23 protein-coding genes and 1 tRNA gene are annotated in these 25,765 nt (G+C 64.5%); 13 read left to right on the top strand and 11 right to left on the bottom strand.

The features are described from left to right. The first annotated feature begins 77 nt into the window (after nucleotides 1–77). Nucleotides 78–2,408 carry a xanthine dehydrogenase molybdopterin binding subunit gene (gene xdhB, locus AC1DUN_RS04330; protein ID WP_477713128.1) on the top strand — a complete coding sequence of 777 codons (2,331 nt, stop codon included), beginning with the start codon at nucleotides 78–80 and terminating at the stop codon, nucleotides 2,406–2,408. A gap of 282 nt (nucleotides 2,409–2,690) precedes the next feature. Beyond that, nucleotides 2,691–3,812, top strand: a complete 1,122-nt coding sequence (locus tag AC1DUN_RS04325) for an ankyrin repeat domain-containing protein (protein ID WP_477712867.1) — start codon at nucleotides 2,691–2,693, stop codon at nucleotides 3,810–3,812. An 89-nt stretch (nucleotides 3,813–3,901) separates the two neighbouring features. Here the strand turns inward: AC1DUN_RS04325 and AC1DUN_RS04320 are convergent, their stop codons facing one another. Beyond that, nucleotides 3,902–4,252 carry an antibiotic biosynthesis monooxygenase gene (locus tag AC1DUN_RS04320; RefSeq protein WP_477712866.1) on the bottom strand — a complete coding sequence of 117 codons (351 nt, stop codon included), beginning with the start codon at nucleotides 4,250–4,252 and terminating at the stop codon, nucleotides 3,902–3,904. Between the two features lie 105 nt (nucleotides 4,253–4,357). Between AC1DUN_RS04320 and soxR the strand changes: the two genes are divergently transcribed. Next, on the top strand, nucleotides 4,358–4,837 hold the full coding sequence (gene soxR / locus AC1DUN_RS04315) for a redox-sensitive transcriptional activator SoxR (RefSeq protein ID WP_477712865.1): 480 nt from the start codon (nucleotides 4,358–4,360) through the stop codon (nucleotides 4,835–4,837). A 202-nt stretch (nucleotides 4,838–5,039) separates the two neighbouring features. On the opposite strand, the gene AC1DUN_RS04310 is transcribed toward soxR, so the two are convergent. After that, nucleotides 5,040–6,302 (bottom strand): NRAMP family divalent metal transporter, encoded by a 1,263-nt coding sequence (locus tag AC1DUN_RS04310; protein ID WP_477712864.1) that lies wholly within the window; start codon nucleotides 6,300–6,302, stop codon nucleotides 5,040–5,042. Nucleotides 6,303–6,627: 325 nt separating this feature from the next. Here AC1DUN_RS04310 and AC1DUN_RS04305 point away from each other — a divergent pair, with 325 nt between their 5' ends. Genes AC1DUN_RS04305 through AC1DUN_RS04285 form a run of 5 tightly spaced genes read left to right on the top strand, consistent with a single transcriptional unit; the run spans nucleotide 6,628 to nucleotide 10,793 of the window. Then, nucleotides 6,628–8,292, top strand: a complete 1,665-nt coding sequence (locus AC1DUN_RS04305; protein WP_477713127.1) for a cbb3-type cytochrome c oxidase subunit I — start codon at nucleotides 6,628–6,630, stop codon at nucleotides 8,290–8,292. After that, nucleotides 8,282–8,884 (top strand): cbb3-type cytochrome c oxidase subunit II, encoded by a 603-nt coding sequence (locus AC1DUN_RS04300; RefSeq protein ID WP_007871606.1) that lies wholly within the window; start codon nucleotides 8,282–8,284, stop codon nucleotides 8,882–8,884. The genes AC1DUN_RS04305 and AC1DUN_RS04300 overlap by 11 nt, the downstream gene beginning before the upstream one ends. Nucleotides 8,885–8,902: 18 nt before the next feature. Further along, nucleotides 8,903–9,511: a c-type cytochrome gene (locus AC1DUN_RS04295; RefSeq protein ID WP_477712863.1), complete on the top strand. Its 609-nt coding sequence runs from the start codon at nucleotides 8,903–8,905 to the stop codon at nucleotides 9,509–9,511. Between the two features lie 8 nt (nucleotides 9,512–9,519). After that, on the top strand, nucleotides 9,520–10,158 hold the full coding sequence (locus AC1DUN_RS04290) for an SCO family protein (protein WP_477712862.1): 639 nt from the start codon (nucleotides 9,520–9,522) through the stop codon (nucleotides 10,156–10,158). Further along, a complete protein-coding gene (locus tag AC1DUN_RS04285; RefSeq protein WP_477712861.1) occupies nucleotides 10,155–10,793 on the top strand; it encodes a hypothetical protein in 639 nt (212 codons plus the stop codon). Before AC1DUN_RS04290 ends, AC1DUN_RS04285 begins: the two co-directional genes overlap by 4 nt. A gap of 32 nt (nucleotides 10,794–10,825) precedes the next feature. On the opposite strand, the gene rtcA is transcribed toward AC1DUN_RS04285, so the two are convergent. From rtcA to AC1DUN_RS04260, 5 genes are all read right to left on the bottom strand, one after another. After that, a complete protein-coding gene (gene rtcA / locus AC1DUN_RS04280; protein ID WP_477712860.1) occupies nucleotides 10,826–11,884 on the bottom strand; it encodes an RNA 3'-terminal phosphate cyclase in 1,059 nt (352 codons plus the stop codon). A 74-nt stretch (nucleotides 11,885–11,958) separates the two neighbouring features. Continuing rightward, the gene (locus AC1DUN_RS04275) at nucleotides 11,959–13,197 is read right to left on the bottom strand and encodes an RtcB family protein (protein WP_477713126.1); all 1,239 of its coding nucleotides are present in this window, start codon (nucleotides 13,195–13,197) and stop codon (nucleotides 11,959–11,961) included. 32 nt (nucleotides 13,198–13,229) lie between these two features. Continuing rightward, complete coding sequence (locus AC1DUN_RS04270; protein WP_477712859.1) at nucleotides 13,230–13,724, bottom strand: hypothetical protein; 495 nt, start codon at nucleotides 13,722–13,724, stop codon at nucleotides 13,230–13,232. A 273-nt stretch (nucleotides 13,725–13,997) separates the two neighbouring features. Then, entirely contained in the window at nucleotides 13,998–15,149 is a 1,152-nt protein-coding gene (locus AC1DUN_RS04265) for an SPFH domain-containing protein (RefSeq protein WP_477712858.1), read from the bottom strand. 285 nt (nucleotides 15,150–15,434) lie between these two features. Then, nucleotides 15,435–15,507, bottom strand: a tRNA-Asn gene (locus AC1DUN_RS04260). Nucleotides 15,508–15,860: 353 nt separating this feature from the next. On the opposite strand from AC1DUN_RS04260, the gene rtcR reads away from it, so the two are divergent. Then, nucleotides 15,861–17,456 (top strand): RNA repair transcriptional activator RtcR, encoded by a 1,596-nt coding sequence (rtcR, locus tag AC1DUN_RS04255; RefSeq protein WP_477712857.1) that lies wholly within the window; start codon nucleotides 15,861–15,863, stop codon nucleotides 17,454–17,456. Nucleotides 17,457–17,480: 24 nt separating this feature from the next. On the opposite strand, the gene AC1DUN_RS04250 is transcribed toward rtcR, so the two are convergent. Next, nucleotides 17,481–18,098, bottom strand: a complete 618-nt coding sequence (locus AC1DUN_RS04250; RefSeq protein WP_477712856.1) for a helix-turn-helix domain-containing protein — start codon at nucleotides 18,096–18,098, stop codon at nucleotides 17,481–17,483. Nucleotides 18,099–18,174: 76 nt separating this feature from the next. On the opposite strand from AC1DUN_RS04250, the gene AC1DUN_RS04245 reads away from it, so the two are divergent. The 3 genes from AC1DUN_RS04245 to AC1DUN_RS04235 are packed head-to-tail and all read left to right on the top strand — an operon-like array spanning nucleotide 18,175 to nucleotide 21,889. Next, nucleotides 18,175–19,308, top strand: a complete 1,134-nt coding sequence (locus AC1DUN_RS04245; protein ID WP_477712855.1) for an NAD(P)/FAD-dependent oxidoreductase — start codon at nucleotides 18,175–18,177, stop codon at nucleotides 19,306–19,308. A 53-nt stretch (nucleotides 19,309–19,361) separates the two neighbouring features. Then, nucleotides 19,362–20,360 carry a Bug family tripartite tricarboxylate transporter substrate binding protein gene (locus tag AC1DUN_RS04240; protein WP_477712854.1) on the top strand — a complete coding sequence of 333 codons (999 nt, stop codon included), beginning with the start codon at nucleotides 19,362–19,364 and terminating at the stop codon, nucleotides 20,358–20,360. A gap of 11 nt (nucleotides 20,361–20,371) precedes the next feature. Beyond that, on the top strand, nucleotides 20,372–21,889 hold the full coding sequence (locus tag AC1DUN_RS04235; protein ID WP_477712853.1) for an amidase: 1,518 nt from the start codon (nucleotides 20,372–20,374) through the stop codon (nucleotides 21,887–21,889). A 6-nt stretch (nucleotides 21,890–21,895) separates the two neighbouring features. On the opposite strand, the gene AC1DUN_RS04230 is transcribed toward AC1DUN_RS04235, so the two are convergent. Both AC1DUN_RS04230 and AC1DUN_RS04225 read right to left on the bottom strand, forming a co-directional pair. Then, the gene (locus AC1DUN_RS04230; protein ID WP_477712852.1) at nucleotides 21,896–22,855 is read right to left on the bottom strand and encodes a hypothetical protein; all 960 of its coding nucleotides are present in this window, start codon (nucleotides 22,853–22,855) and stop codon (nucleotides 21,896–21,898) included. Nucleotides 22,856–22,905: 50 nt separating this feature from the next. Next, complete coding sequence (locus AC1DUN_RS04225) at nucleotides 22,906–24,255, bottom strand: glycerate kinase type-2 family protein (RefSeq protein WP_477712851.1); 1,350 nt, start codon at nucleotides 24,253–24,255, stop codon at nucleotides 22,906–22,908. Nucleotides 24,256–24,398: 143 nt separating this feature from the next. On the opposite strand from AC1DUN_RS04225, the gene AC1DUN_RS04220 reads away from it, so the two are divergent. Beyond that, complete coding sequence (locus AC1DUN_RS04220) at nucleotides 24,399–24,731, top strand: DMT family transporter (RefSeq protein ID WP_477712850.1); 333 nt, start codon at nucleotides 24,399–24,401, stop codon at nucleotides 24,729–24,731. Between the two features lie 12 nt (nucleotides 24,732–24,743). Here the strand turns inward: AC1DUN_RS04220 and AC1DUN_RS04215 are convergent, their stop codons facing one another. Continuing rightward, on the bottom strand, nucleotides 24,744–25,751 hold the full coding sequence (locus AC1DUN_RS04215) for a Bug family tripartite tricarboxylate transporter substrate binding protein (RefSeq protein ID WP_477712849.1): 1,008 nt from the start codon (nucleotides 25,749–25,751) through the stop codon (nucleotides 24,744–24,746). Between the last annotated feature and the right edge of the window lie 14 nt (nucleotides 25,752–25,765).

Raw genomic sequence — 25,765 nt, 5'->3', positions numbered from 1 at the left:
ATGCCAAGGACATGTCCGTGAGCCGCGACGTGGTGGCCGACCCCGCGGTGCGCACGCCCAATGCGCGCGCCGACAGCATGCCGCCCGCCGACCCGGCCCAAAAACAATCGCTGGCCCGCCAGCCCGCCGGCGCACGCGCGGCCGGCCGATCCACGCCGCATGAAAGCGCGCGCGCGCAGGTGGCCGGCGCCGCCACCTATGTCGACGACATTCCCGAGTTGCGCGGCACGCTGCATGCCGCACCCATCCTGTCGACGGTGGCGCACGGCAAGCTGCTGGGCGTAGACACCACCGCGGCCCTGGCCATGCCCGGTGTGCGCGACGTGATCCTCGCGCGCGACATTCCCGGTGACCCTGTACTGGGCAATTTTTCGCATGACGAGCCAGTGTTCGCACAAGATACCGTGCAGCACATAGGCCAGGTCATAGGCGTGGTGGTGGCCGACACCGTGATGCAGGCGCGCCGCGCCGCGCGCAAGGTGGTGTGCAACATAGAACCCTTGCCGGCCCTGCTCAAGGTGCAGGATGCGCTCAAGGCTGAAAGTTATGTGCTGCCGCCGGTGTTTGTGAAACGCGGCGATGCAGCGGCTGCCCTCAAAAAAGCAGCCCACACACTGCGCGGCACCCTCGAAGTGGGCGGCCAGGAACACTTCTACCTCGAGGGCCAGGTGGCCTACGTCGTGCCGCAGGAGCAGCAGCAATGGCTGGTGTATTCCAGCACCCAGCACCCCGGCGAGATCCAGCACTGGGTGTCGCACGCGCTGGGCATTGCCAATAATGCCGTGCGTGTGGAGTGCAGGCGCATGGGCGGCGGCTTTGGCGGCAAGGAAACCCAGTCGGGCCAGATGGCCGTCTGGGCCGCGATTGCCGCCCACAAGCTAAACAGCCCCGTCAAGCTGCGGCTGGACCGCGACGACGACTTTATGGTCACCGGCAAGCGCCATCCCTTTGCCTACGAATACGAGGTGGGTTTTGACGACAGCGGCCGGCTCACCGGCCTCAAGCTCATGATGGCCGTGAACTGCGGCTTTAGCGCCGACCTTTCAGGCCCGGTGGCCGACCGCGCGGTCTTCCATGCCGACAACGCCTATTTCCTTGAAGACGTGGAGATCGCCTCTTACCGCTGCAAAACCAACACCCAGAGCAACACCGCCTTCCGCGGCTTCGGCGGCCCGCAGGGCATGATCGTCATCGAAACCATCATGGGCGACATCGCGCGCAGCCTGGGCCTGGACCCGCTGGACGTGCGCAGGCGAAACCTCTACGGCATCGGCGAGCGGAACGTGACCCATTACCAGATGAAGGTCGAGGACAACATCCTTGAACCGCTGCTGGCCAAGCTGGAGCAGACCTCGCACTACCGCCAGCGCCGCCAGGCCATCGCGGCCTGGAATGCCAGAAGCGAAGTCATCCAGCGCGGCATCGCCCTCACCCCCGTCAAATTCGGCATCTCCTTCACCGCCACGCTGTTCAACCAGGCCGGCGCGCTGGTGCATGTCTATACCGACGGCAGCGTGCAGGTGAATCACGGTGGCACCGAAATGGGCCAGGGCCTGAACACCAAGGTCGCGCAAATCGTGGCCGACGAACTCGGCGTGCCCCTGGCCCAGGTGCTGGCCACGGCCAGCGACACCAGCAAAGTCCCCAACGCCTCGGCCACCGCGGCCTCGGCCGGCACCGACCTTAACGCGCGCGCCGCGCAATACGCGGCCCGCAATGTGCGCGACAACCTCGCGCAGTTCGTCGCCGGCCTGGACCGCTGCGGCGCAGGCGCCGTGCAATTTGAAAGCGGCGAGGTCATCACGCCGGCAGGCGCGCGGCCCTTCACCGAGGTCGTGAAACTGGCTTATGCCAATCGCATACAGCTGTGGAGCGACGGTTTTTACCGCACGCCGAAAATCCACTACGACAAAACCACCCTGACCGGCCGGCCTTTCTACTACTTCGCCTACGGCGCGGCCTGCACTGAAGTCGCGATAGATACTTTGACCGGCGAAAGCCGGGTTCTCAAGGTCGACATCCTGCACGACGTGGGCACCAGCATCAACCCGGCCCTAGACATAGGCCAGATCGAAGGCGGTTTTATCCAGGGCATGGGCTGGCTCACGACTGAACAACTGGTGTGGAACGACAAGGGCCTCTTGACCACCCACGCGCCCAGCACCTACAAAATCCCCGCGACCGGCGACGTGCCGGAACACTTCAGGATAGCCCTGTGGCCTGAGCCCAACCGCGAAGACAACGTCTTCGGCAGCAAGGCCGTGGGTGAGCCGCCCTTGATGCTGGCGATCAGCGTGTATGAGGCGATGCGGGATGCGGTGGGAGCTGTGAAGGCGAAAGATCAGCTTGTGGTGATGGATGCGCCGGCTACGGCGGAGAGTGTGCTGAGGGCTGTGACGCTTGACTAATTCCTTACCCGAGCAAAACGCTTGCCGCAACGCACATCCCTTTTCACTCAGGTGAAGAGGTCAGTGTCACCCAAACTGACATCCGGGAAACGCGCTCAATTCAAAGCACGACGCCATTCATGAGTAGCACCACCTATCGCGGATAGGGTAAAACCCTTGAGATCTCCCGTCTATGATCGGGCAACTACTTTAGTTCAAGGTTAAGGCATGGTTGGGCATTGGATTCGAAGCATCTTTCGCAAGGCAAAGCCCGTTGCACCGGAGGTAAATAGTTCGTCGCCCATGCATACAGTTGACGGCACTCGAAAACCAGCCCCCGCTGCCACTACACCAATCCCGATTGCTGCATCTGAAAACCCTTGGGGTGTTCAATTGCTGGACGTACGGCCCTTTACGCAAACCATGCTGTCAACTTCTGTTGACCCACGATGTGCCACCAATGCCGTCTCATTCGGCCAAGACGATGGCCAAGGGTTTGTCGGTGAGATACCCCAGAGTGACCTCCGTTTAGCAATTGATTTGCGGTACCCAGTAGATCACCGGATTGCCGACGGAGTGCTGTTTATTCCGCGGCAAATGGAACACAAATGGGCATTGTTCGTCCATCAGGGAACGATTATCTGTGTGCGGAGTTGGACGCGCCAAGTACAAGCCATCGCGCACTTCACAGTGCAAGATGGTTATGCGCAAATTTATGAATTGCATGGCACCCTGCTTCCAGACCATGCAGATGCCCGTACAAATCAGCGTTTGTTGGACTTTTTGCTTCGGAGCCACGCTCTTCAACTGCCCTACCCCGTACCGCTCCCCGTCGGTTTAGAACTCTCGCCAGACGCTGCCGCAACCTGGTGCATGGCGCAGTTTGGAAAACTTGCATTGTTCGCGACGGCTGAAGAAGTTCTCTACGAGCTTCCAGACAAGCCCTTGAGGACGCACTCCCTGCTCCATATTGCGGTGGCCCGAGGAGATATCGATGCCGTACGTTCTAGACTTAAGGCGGGCGATCCCGTTGATCTTCTGGCTGCAGATGGACTTACGCCGATTCAATGGGCGTTGGCCAGCAGGAATCCCCAAGTTCTTTCGATTCTGAAAGATGCAGGCGCCGACATAGACGCCAGATCAAGTGAAGGGGCGACAGCACTAATGACCGCGGCCCAAGGCAGCAACGCGGAAGCCTTTGACTTCATACTGGCGCACGGCGCGGACCCTAACGCTCGTGACTTGCGCGGCTTCACAGCCCTACATCGTGCAGCCGAAATGGGCAAGATTGACTTTGTCAAAAAACTTCTTGATCAGGGAGCCGATATATCGTTGGCGGCCAACGGACATACCGCGCGCTCATTCGCCATGGCGCGAAATGAAGCTCAGGTAGTGGCTCTGCTGGATGAATTCGCAAATCGATAAGAATGTATAGACCTATTGCGCGATGCGCGGTCAGAAGCTAACAAACTCGGAGTTGCGACTGTGCTTTAGTGCAGTACCGAAGTTGTTGCTCACGCCTCCCGATACATCCCCGAATCCCCACGCACCCCCAGCTTTTTCCTGAAAGCCTGGATATCAAAGCCCTCGCTCGCGAGCAGCTTTTGCATCACGGCCTGGGCGGCGGCTACCGCATCGGCGTTGGCCCATTCCACCACCGTCACCACATCGAACTCGCTGCTGTCGCCGGTCTGGGTCAGCACATGTTTTTGCAGGCAGCCCGGTTGCTCGCCCAGCATGCGCTGGACCTGGTGGATGCGCTCGACAAAAGCGGAGATGGACTGCGAGGGCACGACAAACTTGTCGACGCGGAACACGGAGGCAGAGGCAGAAGTGGAAGCGGGGCTGGATGAATCGCTGGACATGGAAACAACTCCTTCTTTGAAAAAAGCGGGCCGGGTTGGCCCGTAAAAGCAGGAGTTTGAAACCTCAAGTAAAGTTGAGGTCAAGCACTTTTTTCAAGGAAAGCCATGGGCACGGAACTCGAACAGGCCGGCATCTTCCCCACGCTCTCGGTCGGCGACATGGCGCGGCGCAGCGGCGTGGCGGTTTCAACCCTGCATTTTTATGAAACCAAGGGGTTGATCAGCAGCACCCGCACAGAAGGCAACCAGCGCCGTTATGCGCGCGAGATGCTTCGGCGTGTGGCTTTTGTGCGTGTGGCGCAGCGGGTGGGCATTGCGCTGGCCGACATCGAGGCGGCCCTGTCCACCCTGCCCGCGAAGGCCGCGCCCAGCCGCGCGGACTGGGAGCGCCTGTCGGCCGCCTGGCGCGCCGACCTGGACGAGCGCATGGCGCAGCTCAAAAAGCTGCGCGACACGCTGGATGACTGCATAGGCTGCGGCTGCCTGTCGATCGACAAATGCCGGCTGCGCAATCCTTATGACAAGCTGGGCGAACAGGGTGCGGGGCCGCAGCGTTTGTGGGTCATGCGCCGTGACGGTTCCTAGGATAGGAATTTATCCGCAGATTACGCAGATTTCCGCAGATTAAAAACAAGACTTTTTTACCCAAGGCTTCAGGCCTATTCCCTTATGCTGGCCATACGACCTCACATCGGGTTTGTCTGTTTATCTTTATCTGCGTAAATCTGCGTAATCTGCGGATATGAATCTGCTTCCCCTCTTGGAGAGGAATAAAGAGTGACCGGTCCTAGAAGAATGGCCGGAACAAGTCCAGCAACATCATCAACACCGCAAAACCCATCACCACCACGCCGCCCCAGCCAAACCAGGTGGTCTTGAAGCCCGAGGTGAACTTGCCCATCACCGATTTGCGGCCGGCCAGCAGCATCAGGCCGGCCATGATGGGCACGGCCACCACGCCGTTGATCACGGCGCTCCAGTACAGCGCCTTCATCGGGTCTATGCTGGTGAAGTCCATGCCGGTGCCGACCACCGTGGCGATGACGATGATGGCGTAAAAGCGCTTGGCCTCGTACCAGTGGCGCTCCAGGCCCTCGGGCCAGCCGAAGGCTTCGGCCACCGCGTAGGCGGCCGACGAGGCCAGCACCGGCACGGCCAGCAGGCCGGTGGCGATGATGCCGCCCGCAAACAACGCAAAGGCAAAGTCGCCGGCCAGCGGCCGCAAGGCCTGCGCCGCCTGCGCGGCCGAGGTGACGTCGTGGATGCCGGCCGCATACAGCACCGCCCCACCCAGCACCATGATGAAGAAGGCGATGGCGTTGGAGAAAAACATGCCGATGTAGGTGTCGCGCTTGACGCGGCGCAGGTCGCGGCGCACTTCCTTTTCCGATCCAGGGCCGCCGCCCTTCAGGCGCAGCTCTTCGACTTCCTGCGAGGCCTGCCAGAAAAACAGGTAAGGCGAGATCGTGGTGCCCAGCAGCGCGACGATCATCATCCAGTAGCCCGAGGTCCATTGCAGCTTGGGAATCACCAGGTCGTGCAGCACCTGGGCCCACTGCACCTGCACCAGGAACACGGCGATCACATAGGCGAACAGGAACAGCGTCAGCCACTTGAGGATGGGCGCGAGCTTGCGGTAGGGCACAAACACCTGCAGCAGCACCGTGATGACGCCGAAAGCCACCGCATGGAAATGGTCGCCGCCGCCCACCGCGAGCTGCAGCGCCTCGCCCATGGCGGCGATGTCGGCGGCAATGTTGATGGTGTTGGCGACCACCAGCAAGAAAACCATGCTCATCAGAAAGGCCCGCGGCGTGTGCTCGCGCAGGTTGGCCGCCACGCCCTTGCCGGTGACCCGCCCTATGCGAGCGCTCACCAACTGGATGGCGATCATGAAGGGCAGCGATAAAAACACCGTCCAGAGCAGCCCGGTGCCGAACTGCGCCCCCGCCTGCGTGTAGGTGGCGATGCCGGATGGGTCGTCGTCGGCGGCGCCGGTGACAACGCCGGGCCCGACATGGCGCAGGAAGGAGGGGATGCGGTTCAACATGCGGGCGAGGCTAACACGCCTTCATGAGGCGAAACTTAATTCGTACAAAAATTCCGGGCGCGCGCCCATGCCCGCCGCATCGAACGCAAAAAAGCTACAAAATTCATAGCAGACGGCGCATTCCCGGCTTTGCAGGCTGGCCTGCGAGGAGCCAAAGGCGTAGGATGGGCGCTCCGCACGCAGCCACTGCCGGCCTCGGCCCAAGGGCCCCAAAAAGGCTGTCGCCAGGCGCAAGCGTCCCTTCAACACACATAGCGGAGGAATGATTCATGACAGTTTCCCCCCGGAACAGCGGGCAGGCCGCACAGACAGAAGGGGCCGCATGATGGACAGCGCCGTCTTCAGCCTGCTGGGCGCCTTTCTGCTCTCCATCATCGGCCTGTTTGTATTCATCTGGTCGCTGCGCAAAGGGTTGCTGGTGGAGAACCCGACCGCCGCCTCGGTGATCTTCGCGCACGGCGAAGTCGGCCAGGTGGACGACCCGGCCCTGCAGGGCGCCGCCCAGGCGTCCATGCAGCAGGCGGCCAAGGAAGGCGGCCTCCAGGCGCACGCTGCGGACGCCGCCGAGCTGCTGGACCGCATCAGTTCCGACCGCTCCACCGCCTTCCCGGTGTTCATGTTCATTACCTTTGCCTGCATGTGGCTGGTGGTGGGCTCGGCGGCGGGTTTGATCTCGTCCATCAAGCTGCATGAGCCCGACTGGCTCACCGACTATGCCTGGCTGACCTTCGGCCGCATACGCACGGTGCACCTGACCGGCGTGCTCTACGGCTGGATCACCAATGCCGCGCTGGGGATGATCGTGTGGCTGCTGCCGCGCCTGCTGCGCACGCGGCTGTACGGCGCCATCTGGGTCATGCTGGGCGGCGCGCTCATCAACATGGGCATCGCCGGCGGCATAGGCGCCATCGCCACCGGCTGGAACGACGGCATGGAATACCTGGAGATCCCGTGGCAGATCGCGATCTTCATGTTCGCCGGCTTTGCCCTGGTGATCCTGCCGGTGCTGTACACGCTGGTCAACCGCAAGGTTTCGCACCTCTACGTCAGCGTCTGGTACATGACGGCGGCGCTGCTGTGGATCGCGCTGCTCTTCCTGGTCGGCAAGATGCCCGGTGTGCACACCGGGGTGCAGCAGGCCACCACCAACTGGTGGTACGGCCACAACGTGCTGGGCCTGTGGTTCACGCCGGTCAGCGTGGGCGCCATCTATTACTTCCTGCCCAAGGTCATAGGCCGGCCGATACGCTCCTACAACCTCTCGCTGCTCGGCTTCTGGACGCTGGCGTTTTTCTACGGGCAGGTCGGCGGCCACCACCTCATAGGCGGGCCGGTGCCGGGCTGGCTGATCACGCTGTCCATCGTGCAGAGCGTCATGATGGTGATTCCGGTGATCGCCTTCAGCATCAATATGGGCGCCACCCTGCGGGGGCGCATGCACCTGGCGCGCTATTCGCCCACGCTGCGTTTCATGATGTTCGGCGGGCTGATGTACCTGGCATCCTCGCTGCAGGGCTCGCTGGAGGCGCTGCGCAGCGTCAACCAGATCACGCACTTCACCCATTTCACGGTGGCCCACGCCCACCTGGGCGCCTATGCCTTCGTCACCATGGTGCTGTTCGGCGCCATCTATTTCATGATGCCACGGGTGCTGAACTGGGAGTGGCCCTACCCCAAACTGATCACCCTGCATTTCTGGCTGGCGGCCGTGGGGGCGATGATTTATTTTGTCGGGCTCACCATAGGCGGCTGGCTCCAGGGTGTGGCCATGCTGGACGCGGCGCGGCCCTTTATGGCCTCGGTGGAGGTCACGTTGCCCTACCTCCAGTGGCGATCCGTCGGGGGCAGCCTGATGGTGCTCAGCCACCTGGTGTTCGTCGGCCATTTCCTGGCCATGGCGCTGCGCTTCGGGCCGGGCCGCGCGGGCGCCGCCCTGTTCTGGCCCAACGAGCCGCAAAGCACGGAACTGGGGGCTGCACATGGAAAATGAAGTCAAGCTGGCCTCGGGCGCCATGGTGGCGCTGGGCATTGCCACGGCGGCCCTGGTCGTCATGCCCTATATGCAGGTGCGCGACATCAAGCCGCCGCCCCAGCTCAAGGGCTACACCAGCGCGCAGCTGCGCGGGCGCGAGGTCTATATCGCCAACGGCTGCGTGTACTGCCACAGCCAGCAGCCGCGCGACCGCAACTTCGGCCCCGATGCGGAGCGCGGCTGGGGCCGGGCCTCGGTGCCCGGCGATTATTTCTACGACAAGCCCCACCTGCTGGGCAGCATGCGCACCGGTCCCGACCTGTTCAACATCGGGGCGCGCCAGCCCAGCAAGGACTGGCACCTGGGCCACCTGTACCAGCCGCGCGCCTATGTGCCCGGCTCCATCATGCCATCCTACCCCTATCTCTTCGTCGTCAAGGACGCCAAAGACGCGGAAAGCGAAGGCGAGACGCCGCTGGCCCTGCCGCCCGCCTACGGGCCCAACGTGGGCCAGGTGGTGGTGCCCACGCCCCAGGCGCTGGACCTGGTCAAGTACCTGCAGGGCCTGAACCACACCTACCCGGTGCTGCCGCCCGCCCCCAAGCCCTGAGCCCCACAAGGTAACGCCATGCAGAACGACAAGACTTCCGAGAGCCGGGCACAGGAGCGCGAGCAAGCCGAACCCTCCGAAAAAAGCCAGCCGATTCCACTGCTCTTCCTGGTCGGGGCGGCGGCATTGGTGCTGTGGGGTGCGGGCTACATCGCGCTGTCCGGCTCATTCGGCCGCGCCGACCTCGGCGACAAACGCACCCTGGCCGACCTGTCCGGCCCGGCGGCCGGTGCCGCGGGCGCCTCCGCCAACGGCAAACAGCTGTTCACCGCCAACTGCGTGGCCTGCCATCAGGCTACCGGCAAGGGGCTGCCGGGCGTGTTCCCGCCGCTGGACGGCTCCGAGTGGGTGGCCGGCGATGAGCGCACCGTGGCCAACATCCTGCTGCACGGCATCACCGGCGAGATCACGGTCATGGGCAACAGCTTCAAGGGCGCCATGCCGGCCTTCCCGCAATTGAGCGACGCCGAGCTGGCCGCGGTGGCCAGTTACATCCGCTCCGAATGGTCCAACAAGGCGGGCGCCATCAAGCCTGAACTGTTCGAGGCCGAACGCAAGGCCGGCACGCGCACCACGCCCTTTAACGGCGGCGCCGAGCTCAAGACGCTGGCGGGCAAAGCCTCCTGAGCTTTCCCATGTTTCGCACCGCCTTGCTGAGCGCCATGCTGGCCCTGGCGGGCTATGCCGCCGCCGCATGGCTGACGCACGGCTTCCAGGTCTGGACCGCCGAGGGCGCACGCCGGCTTGAAGTCGCCTTGCAACCGGTGCCAAGCCCGGCGGTCAGCATCGACGGACCCGGCATCGCCCCGCAGGCGCTGCCGCAATACCTGGCGGACGGGCAATCGGTCACCCTGGTGGATTTTGTCTACACACGATGCCAGACCGTCTGCCTCGCAATGGGCAGCAGCTTCCAGCAACTGCAGCGCGCGCTGCAGGAACGCGGCGGCCAGGGCGGCCAGGTGAAGCTGCTGTCGATCAGCTTTGACGGCGGCCATGACACACCGGGCGTGCTGCAAGCCTATGCGGCGCGACTGAGCGCCGACCCCGCGCTATGGCGTTTTGTGCGTGCGCCTGATCCGCGGGGCACCCAGCGCCTGCTGGCGGATTTCCAGGTCGTAGTGGTGCCCGACGGGCGCGGCGATTTTGAGCACAACGCGGCGCTGCTGGTCGTCGACCAGAAAGGCCGGCTGGTTCGCATCTTTGACTATGCGGAGCAGCAACTCGCGCTCGACTATGCGCGGCACCTCGCGGGCACCGCCGCGCCGTCGCCATGAAGGCCATGAAGATGCCGGCTGTTCTTTCGCGTGGCGCGCTGGCCTGCATCGCCGGAGTCTTGCTGTGCCTGCTGGCCTGGCCCGGTGTGCGCCACGGCCTGGAGGCCAGCATGACGCGGCACATGCTGGTGCAATACCCTTTGCTGATGGTGGCCGGCTACCTGCTCGCCGCGGTACTACCGGGCCGCTGGACGGCGCACTTGCAGCGCTGGAATGCCCACGGCATCAGCGGCCTGTTCGCCGTCGCACTGATACTCGCGATCTTGATGATTCCCCGCGTGCTGGACCTGGCGCTGGTGGACGGCCGCATCGAAGCCCTCAAACACCTGGCCCTGCTGGCCTGCGGCGCCGCGATCCGCCTGTCGTGGCGGCCGGCGGGCCTGCTGGTGCAGGGATTCTTCCTGGGCAATGTGCTGCCCATGATGGCGGTGGTCGGCAACCTCTATGAAACTTCGCCGCTGCGCGTCTGCAACGCCTACCTGCTGGACGACCAGGCGCGGCTGGGGCAGATGCTGGTGTGGATGGCGGCGGCGATTGCCGCGGCATGGTTTGCCTGGCTGGTGCGCGCCTTGATGCAAAGAGACACCGCGGTCATGGCGCCGGACGAGGGCACGACAAAACCCGCGGCGCGCTGACATCCTGCGCGCCACGGGTTTGTTCCCATCCATCAGGCCGTGATCGAAATCACGATACCGCCTTCCCGCACCTCGCAGGAGAACTTCACGGGCAGGAAAGCCTCAATCGTGCGGGCATTGGTGCGGGTGTGCTCGGTCAACTCCGTCGCCCAGTAGCGGCCCGTTCTTCCCTGCATCGCCGCCAGCGCCATCGGGATCATCAGCTGGTCCGCCAGGTGCGGGCCCACCGGCGCCTGGTGCGCCTGGTAGCCCCTGACCTCGTTCAGCAGGCGGTGCGCCACTTGTTCGGCACTGACGGTTTTTTCGCCATAGGCCGCAAACACCTCGGTGATGTGCTCATAGCGCAGGACGGCCAGTAGCGCATTACCCGGTCCCTCGTTGTTGCGCAGCCCACGGTTACGCAGGCGGCTTTCATCCCAGCCCAGCCCCTGCTGCAGCATGGCCAGCTCGCGTTCGGCCACGCCTTTCGGAAGGCCGGCATGAAGGCATTCGGCATAAGCCTCCAGCAGCACGCCGCGCTGCATGATGTCGATGGCGGCAAAGCCCTGGGCCGGCGGCTTCAGGCGCACGCGCGCCTCCCCGCCCCCGGCGGGATAAAAACCATGCCGGCGCAGCTCGATGTCAAACAGCGCTTCACCGCCGCCACCGAAGTAGGGCGCCAGTAGCTGCAAAAAGGAGATGGAGGGCGCCATCGGGTTGTGCGTGCCGCCGCTGAGCAGCAGCGTCGAAGCCTCTTTGGCCTGCAGCAGCGGCCACAGCACGGTCTGCAGCACCAGCATGCAGCTACCGGCCGAGCCCACCGCAAACTCATAGTCGCCCGCTCGCACCTTGCCGGGCGTGAACAGCAGCGTGGTTTCGCCGATCTGCACGGGCTGGCCGTTGGCATTGGCAGCGCAAGTCTCGCCCACGCCACCGCCTACCGCCACAGCCGCATTCACACAGGCCAGGTGCTGGCGCATCAGACCCGGCTTGGGCCGTTTGGCGCGGATGTTGTCCATGCGAAAGGGCTTGCCCGTCACCAGGCTCAGCGCCAGCGCCGTACGCAGAATCTGCCCGCCGCCTTCGCCTTGCGAGCCATCGAGTTCAATCATTGTTTTTCTTCTTTCCTGTTTCTTGTTTTTTTAGATACTTGGGCCAGGGCGACCTCCTCCCTCGGAGGCTCACCCTATCCCTTCACGCACACCACCTGCTTGAGGGTGTAAACCACCTCCACCAGGTCGCTTTGCGCCAGCATCACGGCGTCGATGTCCTTGTAGGCCATCGGGATCTCGTCGATCACGTCGGCATCCTTGCGGCATTCCACGCCTTCGGTCGCCTTGACCTGGTCGTCCACCGTGAACAGCTTCTTGGCCTGGGTGCGGCTCATGGTGCGGCCGGCGCCGTGGCTGCAGCTCATGAAGCTGTCGGGGTTGCCCTTGCCGCGCACGATAAAACTCTTGGCGCCCATGCTGCCGGGAATGATCCCCAGCTCTCCCGCCTTGGCGCTCACGGCGCCCTTGCGGGTCACAAACACCTCCTGCCCAAAGTGCGTTTCCTTCTGCACATAGTTGTGGTGGCAATTCACCGCCTCCAGGTGCGTCTCGAAGGGCTTGCTGATCACCTTGCGCAGCGCACCGATCGCAGCCTGCATCATCACCTCACGGTTCAGGCGCGCGAACTTCTGCGCCCAACCCACGCCGCGCACATAGTCGCCAAAGTACTGCGAGCCCTCTTCGAGGTAAGCCAGGTCCTTGTCGGGCAGGTTGCGCTGGTGCAGCTCTGCATCCTTCTTGGCAAGCTCAATGAAGTGCGTGCCTATGGCATTGCCCACCCCGCGCGAACCACTGTGCAGCATGATCCAGACACCGCCGCCTTCATCGAGGCAAACCTCGACAAAGTGGTTGCCGCCGCCCAAGGTTCCCATGTGGCGGTGGTTGTTGGTGTTCTTCAGGCGCGGGTAGTCCAGGCATAGCGCCTCGAACTCATCGACCAGCTGGCCCCAGGCCGCATCGGCCGCGCTGGGCGGATTCGTCCAGGCGCCGACTTCGCGCACCGAGCCGTTACGGCGGTAGGTCTTGGGCGCGGAGCCGTGCGGCACGGCTTTTTCGATTTCCGTACGAAGGGGCCCCAGGTTGTCGGGCAGGTCTTCGGCGCTCAGCGTGGTCTTGCAGGCCATCATGCCGCAGCCGATGTCCACACCGACCGCTGCCGGAATGATGGCCTTGAAGGTCGGGATCACGCTGCCTATGGTCGCGCCCAGGCCGTAGTGCACGTCGGGCATCACGGCCACATGCTTGAACACAATAGGCAGGCGCGCGGAGTTTTCCAGCTGCTTGAGGGCCTGGGCTTCCACCGGCACGCCCTTGGTCCACATCTTCACCGGCACACCGCCGGTGACTTCGTGTTGTTGGTAGTTCTGTTCCATTTTCATTTCTCTCTTCTGTTTTTCTTCTACTTCTAGCAGGTCCGAGGCCGCTTCTCGAATGCCGCAATGAGCTGTTCGTATCTACTCAGCGGAAAATCGTGCTCCACCCAGAGTTCGCGGTATTTCACAGGCCCCAATTCCACATAAATCCTCTCCAGGATCGCATGGATGTTGCGCACCAGCTCCACGCGCGGGAGACTCCCGCTTGCCAACAACCTGTAGTCGTCAGCGGCTGTCATTCCCCAGCTCGCCCAGTCGGTGTAGCTGCGCAGCTCGAAGTTCAGCTCGTCCTGGCCGCCCGTCACCACGAACTGGACCTCGCCCGGCTCGTCCATAAAGACCGCAGCGGCGCCCGGTGCACCATTGGCCAGATCGACCCCCATGCGCGCGAGATCGTCCAGCGAATCATGCAGGTATGACACGGCGAACGCCATGGGCCCGGCATCGGCACGAAAACTGAATGTGGCCCAGCCAGCACCATCCAGCACGTAGCCGATACGTTCCTGGGTGCGATCTTCTTTCAACATGATCTTTTTTCTGTTCATAACAATTACTCACTTGGTGGACGCGGCGGGATTCGAACCCGCATCAATACGGCGACCACGGTGTTTTACGCCTGTGGCCCAGCTGACGGTTGGAAACGCGCGCCAGTGGCAGACCCGTCATCGGAGCCAGCACCTGCATCCTCAACCTTGCCCGTCAACCGGCTTTCCCGCCGCACCCGGTGTTACCCGGCCTGCCGGCAATCAACATTTTTGGCAGTGGCGCTCCCTTCTGTGCCAGCGCGCCCTTTTTAATCCTCAACGCAGCTTCACCAGCCCGTTGAGCACCTGGTCCAGACCTCCGATGACGGAAATCTTGTCGATACGCTCGGCCACTCGTTCCAGCGTCTCCAGTTCCTTCATGCGCAGGACAATCGGGTTGTCCTCCATGACCTTGGCCGTGTTGAGCAGCGAACGCGTGGCCGCGGTTTCTTCGCGGCGGCGGATCGCATTGGCCTGGGCCGACTTCTCGGCCTCCACCACCTGCGCCAGGATGGCCTTCATCTCGCCGGGCAGGATGATGTCTTTCACGCCCAGGCTTTCGAGCTTCATGCCGGCGCCCGCCAGGCGGTCGCGGGCATACCCGGCAATGATCTCGTCCAGCGCGGCCTTGTTCTCCAGCAGCTCATCCAGCGTGCGGGTTCCCACGGCCGCGCGCAGTCCCAGCTGCAGTTCGCGGTAGATCTGCTCCGAGGGCTTGCCCCACTGGGCGAAGGCCTTCAGCACATCCTCGTAACGCCAGGTGGCCGTCAGGTTCAGGCGCAGGCTCACCTTGTCGCGCGTGAGGATTTCCTGCCCGCTGACTTCAAGCGCCTGGGAACGCAGGTCAATGCATTCCACGTCCACCTTGCGGCCGTAGCGCCAGAAACCATAAGCCCCGGCGCCCAGCAGCCCGGCCACCTTGCCGTCCAGCGTCAGCACACCGGCATGGAAGTCCGGCACCTGCACCAGCAGCACGCCGTCCAGGCCCCTCACCGGGCGCTGGCGCAGCTGGGTCTGGCCCAGCGTGGCCACCAGGCCGGTCGGCAGCTTTTCGCTGTCCGCCAGGCCCTGGTCGATATCGACCACGTCGATGCGGATGTCGTTCAGGCCTTTCCAGTAGAGCTTGCGGGTGGCCGGTGCCAGCACTTCCACCAGCGAGCCGTTCTCGTAACGCAGGCCCGCCTGCGAATCCGACAGCGCGGCCTGGACAAATTCCCGGGCCACCACTTCAGGCTCCTTGGCCATAAAGTAATCGGCCAGGCCGTGCGTGAACGCCGCCTGCTCCATCGCAAAGGTTTCCACGCGGACGTTGTCGACGCCGGCATACACCCAGTGTTTACCGGGCTGCAGCACGCGCTCGAAGTCGCCGTTGCGCAGCAGCAGGCCGCGTTCGTTTTTCTTGACCTTGTATTGTTTTAATCCAAACATTTTTCTTTTCCCTTATTCTTTTTTTCCAGTTCAACAAACTCATAGTCCGCATCGGCAACAGCCGCGGACTCAGGGTGCGGGCACTTTCAGGTGAAGGGCCTGGGCGTGAGATCTTTCGATGCCACGACCAGCGTCTTCGCCGTCCGGTGTCGCAGTACCTTTGCACTGGCGACTGTTGCCGGTGGGTTCAGGCCCCGCAAACTGCCGCGGTTTCCCGCTGCAAGCTGCATCCACTTTTCCCACTCGCGGCACACTTGACTTCCAATAAAGCTGATTTTTCAAGTCAGCGTTCGGCGGGAATCGAACCCGCGACAGCCGTATTAACAACACGGTGCTCTAACCATCTGAGCTACAGAACAATGGCATCAGGAGTCGAACCTGACGGGGCGGCTCATCTACCCGAGCCGCCCCTTGACCGCATGCCTTGGCGCCAGCGCATCGGTTGCCGCGGCATACAGGACGCCCAGGACAACCTGTGCTTCCTGCACCAGCGGGGCCCGGCTTCCCGGAAACCCCTGCTTGTGAGCGAACAACTTTCTCATCTGACATCTTCTTTATTGCAGGCGCCGTGCCAGCTTTGCCAAAAGCCCTCGAGCAACGAGGAAGATCTTTGATTTGATTGAATATTTCTTCAAATCAATGTGCAGAGCAATCTAATTCAGCGATGCGCATTTCTTACTTTTCTAGCTTTAAAGCTAGTACATTAGAAATATGAAGAAAAAAGTAGTGATGGGTTTCCTCGGCACCCAGCTCGACTCGGGCCTGGGCTCGGGGCGTTGGGAAAAGTGGCGGCCCACGGTCTCAATCGCGCAGCACGAAGACCTGCTCATCGACCGGCTGGAACTGATGCACGACGCGCGCAACAAGCCGCTGGCCGAGCGGGTACGCGACGACGTGGTCCAGCTCTCGCCCGGCACAGAAGTCCGCCTGGTCGAGATGAATTTGGCCAACCCCTGGGATTTCGGCGAGGTCTACGGCGCGCTCTATGACCGGATGAGCGCCTATCCCTTTGATACCGAGCGCGAAGAGTACTGGGCCCACATCACCACCGGCACCCACGTCGCGCAGATCTGCCTGTTTTTGCTGGTGGAGGCGCGCTTTATCCCCGGCGTGCTGCTGCAGACGGCGCCGCCGCGGGGCCGGCAAGGCCAGGGCACGGGCAGCTACGAGCTGATAGACCTGGACCTGTCGCGCTATGACGCGATCAATGCGCGGCTCGCCGTCGCGCAGCAGGATGCGGTCTCCTTCCTCAAAAGCGGTATTGCCACGCGCAACCCGCGCTTCAACAGCATGATCGAGGAAATCGAGCGCATCGCCGTGCAGAGCAAGGCGCCCATCCTGTTGACCGGGCCCACAGGCGCGGGCAAGTCCATGCTGGCGCGGCGCATTTTCGAACTCAAAAAGTCGCGCCACCAAGTGAGCGGCGGTTTCGTCGATGTGAACTGCGCGACACTGCACGGCGACGGCGCGGCCTCGACCCTGTTCGGCCACAAGAAGGGCTCCTTCACCGGTGCGGCCAGCGACCGCCCTGGGCTGCTGCGCACGGCCGACAAGGGCGTGCTGTTTCTCGATGAGATCGGCGAGCTGGGCCTGGACGAGCAGGCCATGCTGCTCAAGGCCGTTGAGGAAAAACGCTTCCTGCCCGTGGGCGCCGACAAAGAGGTCGACAGCAGCTTCCAGCTGATAGCCGGCACCAACAAGGATTTGCGCGCGGAAGTCGCGCGCGGGCACTTCCGCGAAGACCTGTTCGCACGCATCAACCTGTGGACCTACACCCTGCCCGGCCTGGGCCAGCGCCGGGAAGATATCGAACCCAATATGGACCACCAGCTCATGCTGGCCTCCGAAGACCTGGGCCGCAAAACCCGCATGACCACCGAGGCCCGCGCCGCCTACCTGCGCTTCGCGCAGTCGGCCGAGGCCGTATGGACCGGCAATTTCCGCGACCTGAGCGCCTCCATCACAAGGCTTGCAACACTGGGCGACAACGGCCGCATAGGGCTGGCCCTGGTGGAGGCGGAGATCGCGCGCCTGCGCTGGCAGTGGCAAGCCACCGGGGCGGAGGCCGGCGGCAGCGGCGTCTCGCTCGCCGCCTTGCTGGGCAGCGCCGCGGACTCGCTCGATTATTTTGACCGGCTGCAGCTGCAGGCGGTGATCGAGGTGTGCCGCAAGAGCGCTTCCCTCAGCGACGCCGGGCGGGCGCTGTTTCATGTCTCGCGCACGCAGCGCAGCGTGGTGAACGACGCGGACCGGCTGCGCAAGTATTTGATGAAGTTTGACCTGACCTGGGAAAAGCTGTCGGCCTAAGGGCTCGCCCCCCCCCAACACAAGCTACTCGCTCATCACCACCAGTATCCGCGCGTCGGCACGGCCCAGCGAGGTATAGATGTGGCCGACGCCGCTGTTGAAATAGGCCGACTCATGGCGCCCGACTTCGACGATTTCACCGGTTTCAAACTCGATGCGTACCCGGCCGGAAAGCACCGTGACAAACTCCTGCCCGGGATGGCGGATGAAGTCGGGGAACTGTTCCCGCTGCCGTGCGATGACGCGGCCCAGCACGGGCGTCATGCGCTTGCCCGGAAACCCGTTGGCCAGCGCGCGGTAGTCGTAGTGGCCCGAGCTATAGGTCGCCTCCCCGCCTGCTTCAGACCACACCACGACGGGTGCCGCAGCCCCCGCCGGCGCTGCACCACGCGCGTCTATCAGCTGCCCCACATCGAGCGCCAGCGCCCGGGCCACGGCGGCCAGCTTTTCATAGCTGACCGAGATCTGGCCCAGCTCCATCTTGGACAGGGTGGACAGCGCCACGCCGGAATGGCCGGACAGGTCCTTGAGTGTCAGCCGCCGGGCCTTGCGATGGCCGCGCAGGCTCAGGCCGAGTTGCACGCGGTCGGCCTCGGGGGCGGCAGCGGGGGCGCGGGCGGATCGTGCTGGGCGGGCGGACATGGTGTTTTCCCTTTGTTTGGGGCAAATCGGGTAAATCGGCTGGACAGGCACGATTCTCGCATGTGAGAATTCTCAAATGAGAGAATTTGACATACTGATCGTCGGCGCCGGCATTGCGGGCGCTTCCCTGGCCTGGCGCCTGGCCGGCTTGCGCAGCATCGCGCTGCTCGAGCGCGAGTCCCAGCCGGGCTACCACTCCACGGGCCGCTCGGCCGCCATGTTCATGGAAACCTACGGGCCGCCCATGGTGCGGGCGCTCACGCGCGCCAGCCGGGCCTTCTACGAACGGCCGCCCGAGGGTTTTGCCCCGGACCTGATGCAGCCGCGCGGCGTGCTCTACCTGGCCACGCACGGCCAGGAACAAATGCTGGCGAACACCCGCAAGGAATTGCTGACGAACTGCCCCGGCCTGCAGACGCTGGACGCCGGCACCACGCTGGCCCATGTGCCCTGTTTGCGGCCCGATCTGGTGCACGGCGCGCTCTACGACGCCGGCGCGCAGGACATGGATGTGCACGCCCTGCACCAGGGTTTTCTGCGCGGCTTTCGCCAGAAAGCGGGGGCGGACGGCGAACTGCGCACCAGCGCCGGCGTGACGCGGGCCACGCACGACGGCCGCTGCTGGACCGTGGAGCTCAGCGACGGCCAGGCCCTGCGCGCCCGCACCGTGGTGAATGCCGCGGGGGCCTGGGCCGATGAGCTGGCCGCCGTGTTCGGCGTGCGGCCCATAGGCTTGGTGCCGCACCGCCGCAGCGCCTTCACCTTCAAGGGCCCCGAGGGCGTGGACGCTTCACACTGGCCGGCCGTGGTCGGTGTCGATGAAAGTTATTACTTCAAGCCCGACGCGGGCCAGCTGCTGGGCTCGCCCGCCAATGCGGACCCTACGGTGCCGCACGACGTGGTGCCCGAGGAACTGGACATCGCCATGGGCATACACCAGATTGAAAGCGTCACGACCCTGACCATACGCCGGCCCGCCAGCACCTGGGCCGGCCTGCGCTCCTTTGTGCCCGATGGCGAGATGGTGATAGGCCATGACGACGCCGGCCCCGGCTTTTTCTGGCTCGCGGCGCAGGGCGGCTACGGCATCCAGAGCGCGGCGGGCGCCAGCTCGCTGGCCGATGCGCTGCTGCGCGAGGCCGCGCTGCCTGAAGAACTGTTGCGCCAGGGCCTGGAGGCCCGCGCACTGTCGCCCGCCCGCCTGCGATGACCTTGACACCACCCCCGCCCCACTCTCGACCGAAACTTCAAAAGAGGCCTACCATGCAACACATGTCATTCAATGCACTGCGCCGCACGCTGATCGCCGGCGGCATCGTCTTCTGCGGGCTGGCAGCCATGGGCGGGCCCGCCCATGCCGCCGACTTTCCGGAGCGGCCCATCACGCTGGTCGCGCCCTTCCCGGCCGGCGGCGCGGCCGACGTGCTGGCGCGCATCCTGGGCAAGGCTCTGGGCGACCAGTTGGGCCAGCCCGTGGTGATAGAGAACAAGCCGGGTGCCGGCACCGCCATAGGCGCGGCCGCGGTGGCCGCCGCCAAGCCCGACGGCTACACGCTGCTGGTGAGTTCCAACTCCACCTTCACGCTGAACCCGGCGCTGCAGCCCAAGCTGTCCTACGACCCGGCCAAGGGTTTTGACGCGATAGGCCTGGTGGGCTCGGTGGCGCTGGCGATGCTGGTGAACCCCTCGGTCACCGCCACCGACGTGCACCAGTTTGTGGCCGCCGCCAAGGCCAACCCCGACAAATACCTGTACGGCAGCTTCGGCAACGGCACCAGTTCCAATTTCGCCGGCGCGATGTTCAATACGGCCACGGGCCTGAAGATGACGCATGTGCCCTACAAGGGCTCCGGCCCGCTGATGACCGACCTGATGGGCGGGCAGATCCCGGTGTCCTTCGACACCGTGGTCGCTGCCTCGCAGCAGCTCAAGTCCGGCAAGGTCCGCGTGCTGGCCGTGGCCATGAACAAACGCTCGGCCCTGCTGCCGAATGTGCCCACCATGGCCGAAGCCGGCTACCCCGCTGTCGACATGAATGCCTGGCTGGCCGTGGTGGGGCCCAAGGGCTTGCCGGCACCCGTCAAGGCGCGGCTCGAAAAAGCGCTGGCCACGGTGATGGCCAACCCTGAGATCATCGACAAACTCAAAGGGGCAGGCTTCGAGCCCGGCTACACCGCGGTTCCCGACTGGTCCGGCATGGTCACCACCGAGATTGCGCGCATGAAGGCGCTGGCCGAACGCTCCCAGATCAAAACCGACTGAACAAACACACCATGCCCTCCACGCTTCCAGACATCTCCGCCGTAGAACTCCGCCGCCTGATCGCCAGCCGCCAGGTGTCGCCGGTGGAGTTGATGGACGCCTGTATCAGCCGCATCGAAAACCTCAACCCGGCCATCAATGCGATCTGCGCGACCGACTTCACGCGGGCGCGTGAAGCCGCGCGCGAGGCCGAGGCGCAGGTGATGCGCGGCGGACCGCTGGGGCCGTTGCACGGGCTGCCGCTGGGCGTGAAGGACCTGCAGGACACCGCGGGCCTGCTGACCACCTACGGCAATATCGGGCTGCGCGGCAATGTGCCGGCCAAGGACAACGCACTCGTGGCCAAGCTGCGCGCGGCGGGCGCCATCGTCACGGCCAAGACCAATGTGCCCGACATGGGCGCGGGCGCCAACACCCGCAACCCGGTCTGGGGCGCGACGGGCAACCCCTTTAACCCCGCGCTCAATGCGGGCGGCTCCTCGGGCGGCTCGGCGGCGGCGCTGGCGGCCGGCATGCTGCCTGTCTGCACCGGCTCGGACACCGGCGGCTCGCTGCGCATACCGGCCTCGCTGTGCGGTGTGGTCGGCCTGCGGCCCTCGCCCGGGCTGGTGGCCAACGACGCGCGGCCGCTGGGCTGGTCGGTCATTTCGGTGCTGGGGCCCATGGGCCGCAATGTGGCCGACACGGCGCTGCTGATGTCCGCCAGCGTGGGAGCCGATGCGCGCGACCCGCTGTCCTATCCGGTGGACGCTTCCGCCTTCTGGCCGCTCAAGCCGGTGGACCTGTCCACACTGCGCATAGGCACCACGGAAGATTTCGGCATGTGCATCGTGGACCCGGAGATACGCCGCGTGTTTCGCCAACGCGTGGAGGCCATACGCCCGCTGGTGGCCAGTTGCGAACCGGTGGACCTGCAGCTGGGCGATGCCGACCGCGCTTTCGACACGCTGCGTGCCGAGAGTTTTGTCGCGGCCTTTGCCGACACCTACCGCAAGGCCCCGGAAACGCTGGGCCCGAATGTGCGCGACAACATGGAAATCGCCGCCGCCATCACGCTGGCCGACCGCGCCTGGGCGCACCTGGAGCAGACGCGCATCTCGCGCCGCTTTGCCAAAGCCTTCGAGCACTACGACCTGATCCTGGCGCCGGTCACACCGGTCACGCCCTTCCCCTGGACCGAGCTCTTCGCCGGCCATATTGACGGCCAGGCCATGCGCAACTACTACCACTGGCTGGGCCTGACCTATGTGGTGACGCTGGCCACCAACCCGGCGCTGGCCCTGCCCTGCGGCAAGGACGAGCACGGCATGCCCTTCGGCCTGCAGGTCATAGGGCGGCTGCATGGCGATGCGCAGCTGCTGGCCGCGAGCCAGGCGCTGGAACAGGTGTTTGCGGGCAGCGACAGCCTGCGCCGGCCTGTGCCCGACCTCCAGGCCTTGCAGGCGGCCCGGCCTGAGCTCAAGTCCATCGTGACGCATCCGCCTGAAACGGCGGGTGTCCAGGGCGCAGGCGGTTTGACGGCGGTCTGACGCCGCTCACACGGCGCGGTTCAGGTCCACGTCCAGGCCCGCGCGCTTCATCTCGCGCGCCAACAGCAGTTGCCACAAGTCCGCGTCGTCGACCGTGATGCTGGTCGCGCCCTTGAGGACATCCGGCAGGGTGTCGCCTTCGGACAGCAGGCAGGCAATGCGGCTGCGGCCGAGCGCGGCCAGCATGAAGCCTATGGCCAGCATGGCCGCGGGCGAATCAGCTTTGTTGCCGGGCAGGAGCAGCACAAACCCTAAATTGCGCAGCCCCTCAAGCTGGTCGATGGAAACGGCGTCGAGTACCGCCGCCTCCAGGCCCAGCCGTTCCACGAACTCGCACGCATCGCCCACGGCATCACCGCCCAGGCCCAGGATGGCCACACGGGTACCGGGCGCCACAGCGGAAGAGGGAGAAGGGAATTCAGTCATGGACATGGGAATCCTCTCTGGAGTGGGAGATGACGACGCGGGGGCTGGGGCTGCTGCGGGTTCAGGCTCAGGGGGTGCTGGTGCTGGTGCTGGCTCAGGCGGCGGCGATGGTGCCGATACCGGTTTCGCCTCCACAACCGGGGCCGCCTCCGGCGCGGCGCCGGCCGAACCCTCAAGGCGCTCGGTCAGCAGTTTTTTGGCTTCGGTCACGCGAACCGTGGCCAGGTCGACACCGTCCTTGACTTTTTGCTGGCGTTCCTCGTCCGAGAAGCGGTCACCGAAGGTTTTATCCAGCAAAAAGTCCTGAATCGCGACGGCGAACTGCCGGTACTCGGGCGTGCCCGCGCCGAAGCTGTCGGCCAAGGTGGTGTTGATTTTCTTCTGCAGGGACTCCACGCTCGAGTCCCAGTCCGTTTGCGTCACCGATACCTTGAAGGCCCGCAGTATCTTGAGCTGCCGGTTGACCTTTTCGATCGCGCCCTCGATCGCCGCTTTGTCGTGGGCGTCAAGCGATGACGGTGTATCTTTGCCATTGGACATGCTGACTCCTCATGCGAACCAGCCCACACTTTAACGTCCCCGCCCTCTGTTTACAGCACCAGCAACGCCCTGAAATCGTTAACGTTGGTGTGCGTGGGGCCGGTGATCACCAGGCCGCCCAGCGGCTCGAAATAGCCATAGGCGTCGTTGCGGTCCAGGTACTGGTCTATCTTCATACCCTTGGCCAGCGCGCGCTGCAAGGTGTCGGGCGCCACAAAGGCGCCGGCATTGTCTTCCACGCCGTCTATGCCGTCGGTATCGGCCGCCAGCGCGTACACGCCTGGTTGGCCCTGCAGCCCGAGCGCCAGGCCCATGCAGAATTCGCCGGCGCGGCCACCGCGGCCGCGCGGTGTGCCTTCGGGCTGCTTCTTGACCGTGACCGTGGTCTCGCCGCCGCTCAAAATCACGCAGGGCCTGCTGAAAGGCTGGCCCTTGAGCGCCACGGCGCGCGCCAGCGCCGCATGCACCTTGCCGACCTCGCGCGATTCGCCTTCCATCTCGTCGCTCAGGATGTAAGCCTGCAGGCCGGCCGCGCGCGCCGCGGCAGCGGCGGCTTCCAGCGACTGCTGGGGCGTGGCGATCATGTGGACCTCGTGGCCTTTGAAGACGGCGTCGCCGGGCTTGGGGGTTTCCAGCGCGCCCTGCTCAAGCAGGCTCATGATGGCGCCGGGCACTTCGATGCCGTAGCGCTGCAAAATCGCCACCGCCTCGGCGCAGCTGGTCGCGTCGGGCACCGTGGGGCCGCTGGCGATGATGGACGGGTCGTCCCCCGGCACGTCGCTGATGGTGAGGGTTACCACACGCGCCGGCGCGCAGGCCGCGGCCAGGCGCCCGCCCTTGATGCGCGAGAGGTGCTTGCGCACACAGTTCATCTCGGAAATATTCGCGCCGCTGTTAAGCAGCGCCTTGTTGATGCGCTGCTTGTCTTCCAGCGTCAGGCCCTCGGCCGGCAGGGTCAGCAAGGCCGAGCCGCCGCCCGAGATCAGGCACAGCACCAGGTCGTTTTCGGTCAGGCCCTGCACCATGGCCAGGATGCGCTGGGCGGCCGCCAGTCCTGCCGCGTCGGGCACCGGGTGGGCGGCCTCGACGATCTCTATGCGCTGCTTCAGGCCCTCGGGCCGCGGCGGGATGTGGTGGTAGCGCGTGACGACCAGGCCTTCGAGCGGCGCGTCGGCCGGCCACAAGGCCTCCACCGCCTGCGCCATGGAGCCGCCGGCCTTGCCCGCGCCTATCACGATGGTGCGGCCGCCGCTGGCCTGGGTGGGCGGCTGGGGCAGGTAGCGCGCGGTGTTCTCCAGCGGCAGCGCGCGCGTGACGGCGGCGCGGTACAGGTGCTCGAGGAACTCGCGCGGCTGTTTGGTGGCATCGGGAATCGTGTGGGGTGTCTTGGCTGCGGTCATTGAAAGGTCTCCACCCTCGATTGTGCCGTGGTAACCGGGCAGTAACCCGGCAAACCCGCGGGGTTTGGGGGATACGGCCAAAACATGCGCTGCCTAGAATGGCTCTTCACCCCTCACCCACCTAAGAAGAAAGCAGACACCGCATGAACGCCTACCTCGCCCTGGGCATTGCCATCGTTGCCGAAGTCATCGCCACCACGGCGCTCAAGTCCAGCGAGAGCTTTACCCGGCTGGTGCCTTCGCTGATCAGCATCGCGGGCTACGGCGTGGCGCTGTACCTGCTCACGGTCACCATGAAGTCCATTCCCACCGGCGTGACCTATGCCATCTGGTCCGGCCTGGGCATTGTGCTGATCAGCATCGCCGGCTTTTTTGTCCACCAGCAGAAGATAGACCTCTGGGGCATGGTGGGCATGGCTCTGATCATCGCGGGGGTGGTGGTGCTCAACCTGTTTTCGAAATCGACCATGGCATGACGGGCCTGGCGCCTAGTCGATCGCGACTTTGGCGTCTTTCACCAGCTTCGCGAACCGTTCGGTGTCTTCCGCGATCTGCCGCGCCATCTGCTCGGGCGTATTGCCCACGGGCTCGGCGCCTATGTCGTCCATCTTCTTGCGAAACTCCGGCGAGTTGACGATCCTGGCCAGTTCGGTGCTCAGGCGCGCCACGATGTCCCTGGGCGTGGCCGCCGGCGCCAGCACGCCGAACCAGGTGCCGAGGTTAAAACCCTTCAGGCCGGCTTCGTCCAGCGTGGGCACATCGGGCAAGGCCGCAGACCGTTTGTTTGTCGTCACGGCCAGCGCGCGCAGCTTGCCCGCCTTGATGTGCGGCAGCACCGGCGTGATGGTGTCAAAGGACATGGTGATTTGCCCGCCCAGCAAATCGGTGGTGAGCGGCCCGCTGCCCTTGTAAGGCACGTGCAGCATCTGCACGCCGCCCATGCTTTCAAACTGCGCTCCTATGAGGTGCTGGCCCGTGCCGTTGCCGTTGGAGCCGTAGGTCAGCTTGCCGGGCTCCGCCTTGGCCAGCGCCAGCAGATCTTTCACATTCTTCGCCGGGACGGCCGGGTTCACCACCAGCACATTGGGCACCAGCGCCACAGTGCTGACGGGCGCGAAATCCTTCTGGAAGTCATAAGGCAGTTTTTTGTACACGCTGGTGGCGATGGTGTGGTGCACCGCGCCCATCAGCAAGGTGTAGCCGTCGGGTTTGGACTTGGCCACAAAATCCGCACCCAGCGTCGCGCCGGCGCCGGGCCGGCTTTCCACCACCACGGGCTGGCCCAGGCTTTTCGACAGCTCCTGCCCCACGGCGCGTGCCAGCACGTCCGTCGTGCCGCCCGCCGGGAAAGGCACGATGAGGCTGATGGGCCGCGCGGGCCAGGCCTGCGCAAAAGCCGGGGCACCCATCAAGCTTGTTGCCGCCAGGGCACCCAGGGCCAGCGCGTGGGCCAGCCTTAAAAAATGCCCGCCGCGTCTTTGTTGTTGTGATCGCATGTCTTGTCTCCTTG

Source organism: Polaromonas sp. P4_F6 (assembly GCF_056401275.1).
The sequence above is the reverse complement of the archived record's forward strand: the minus strand, read 5'-3'. Positions and strand labels throughout refer to the sequence as shown.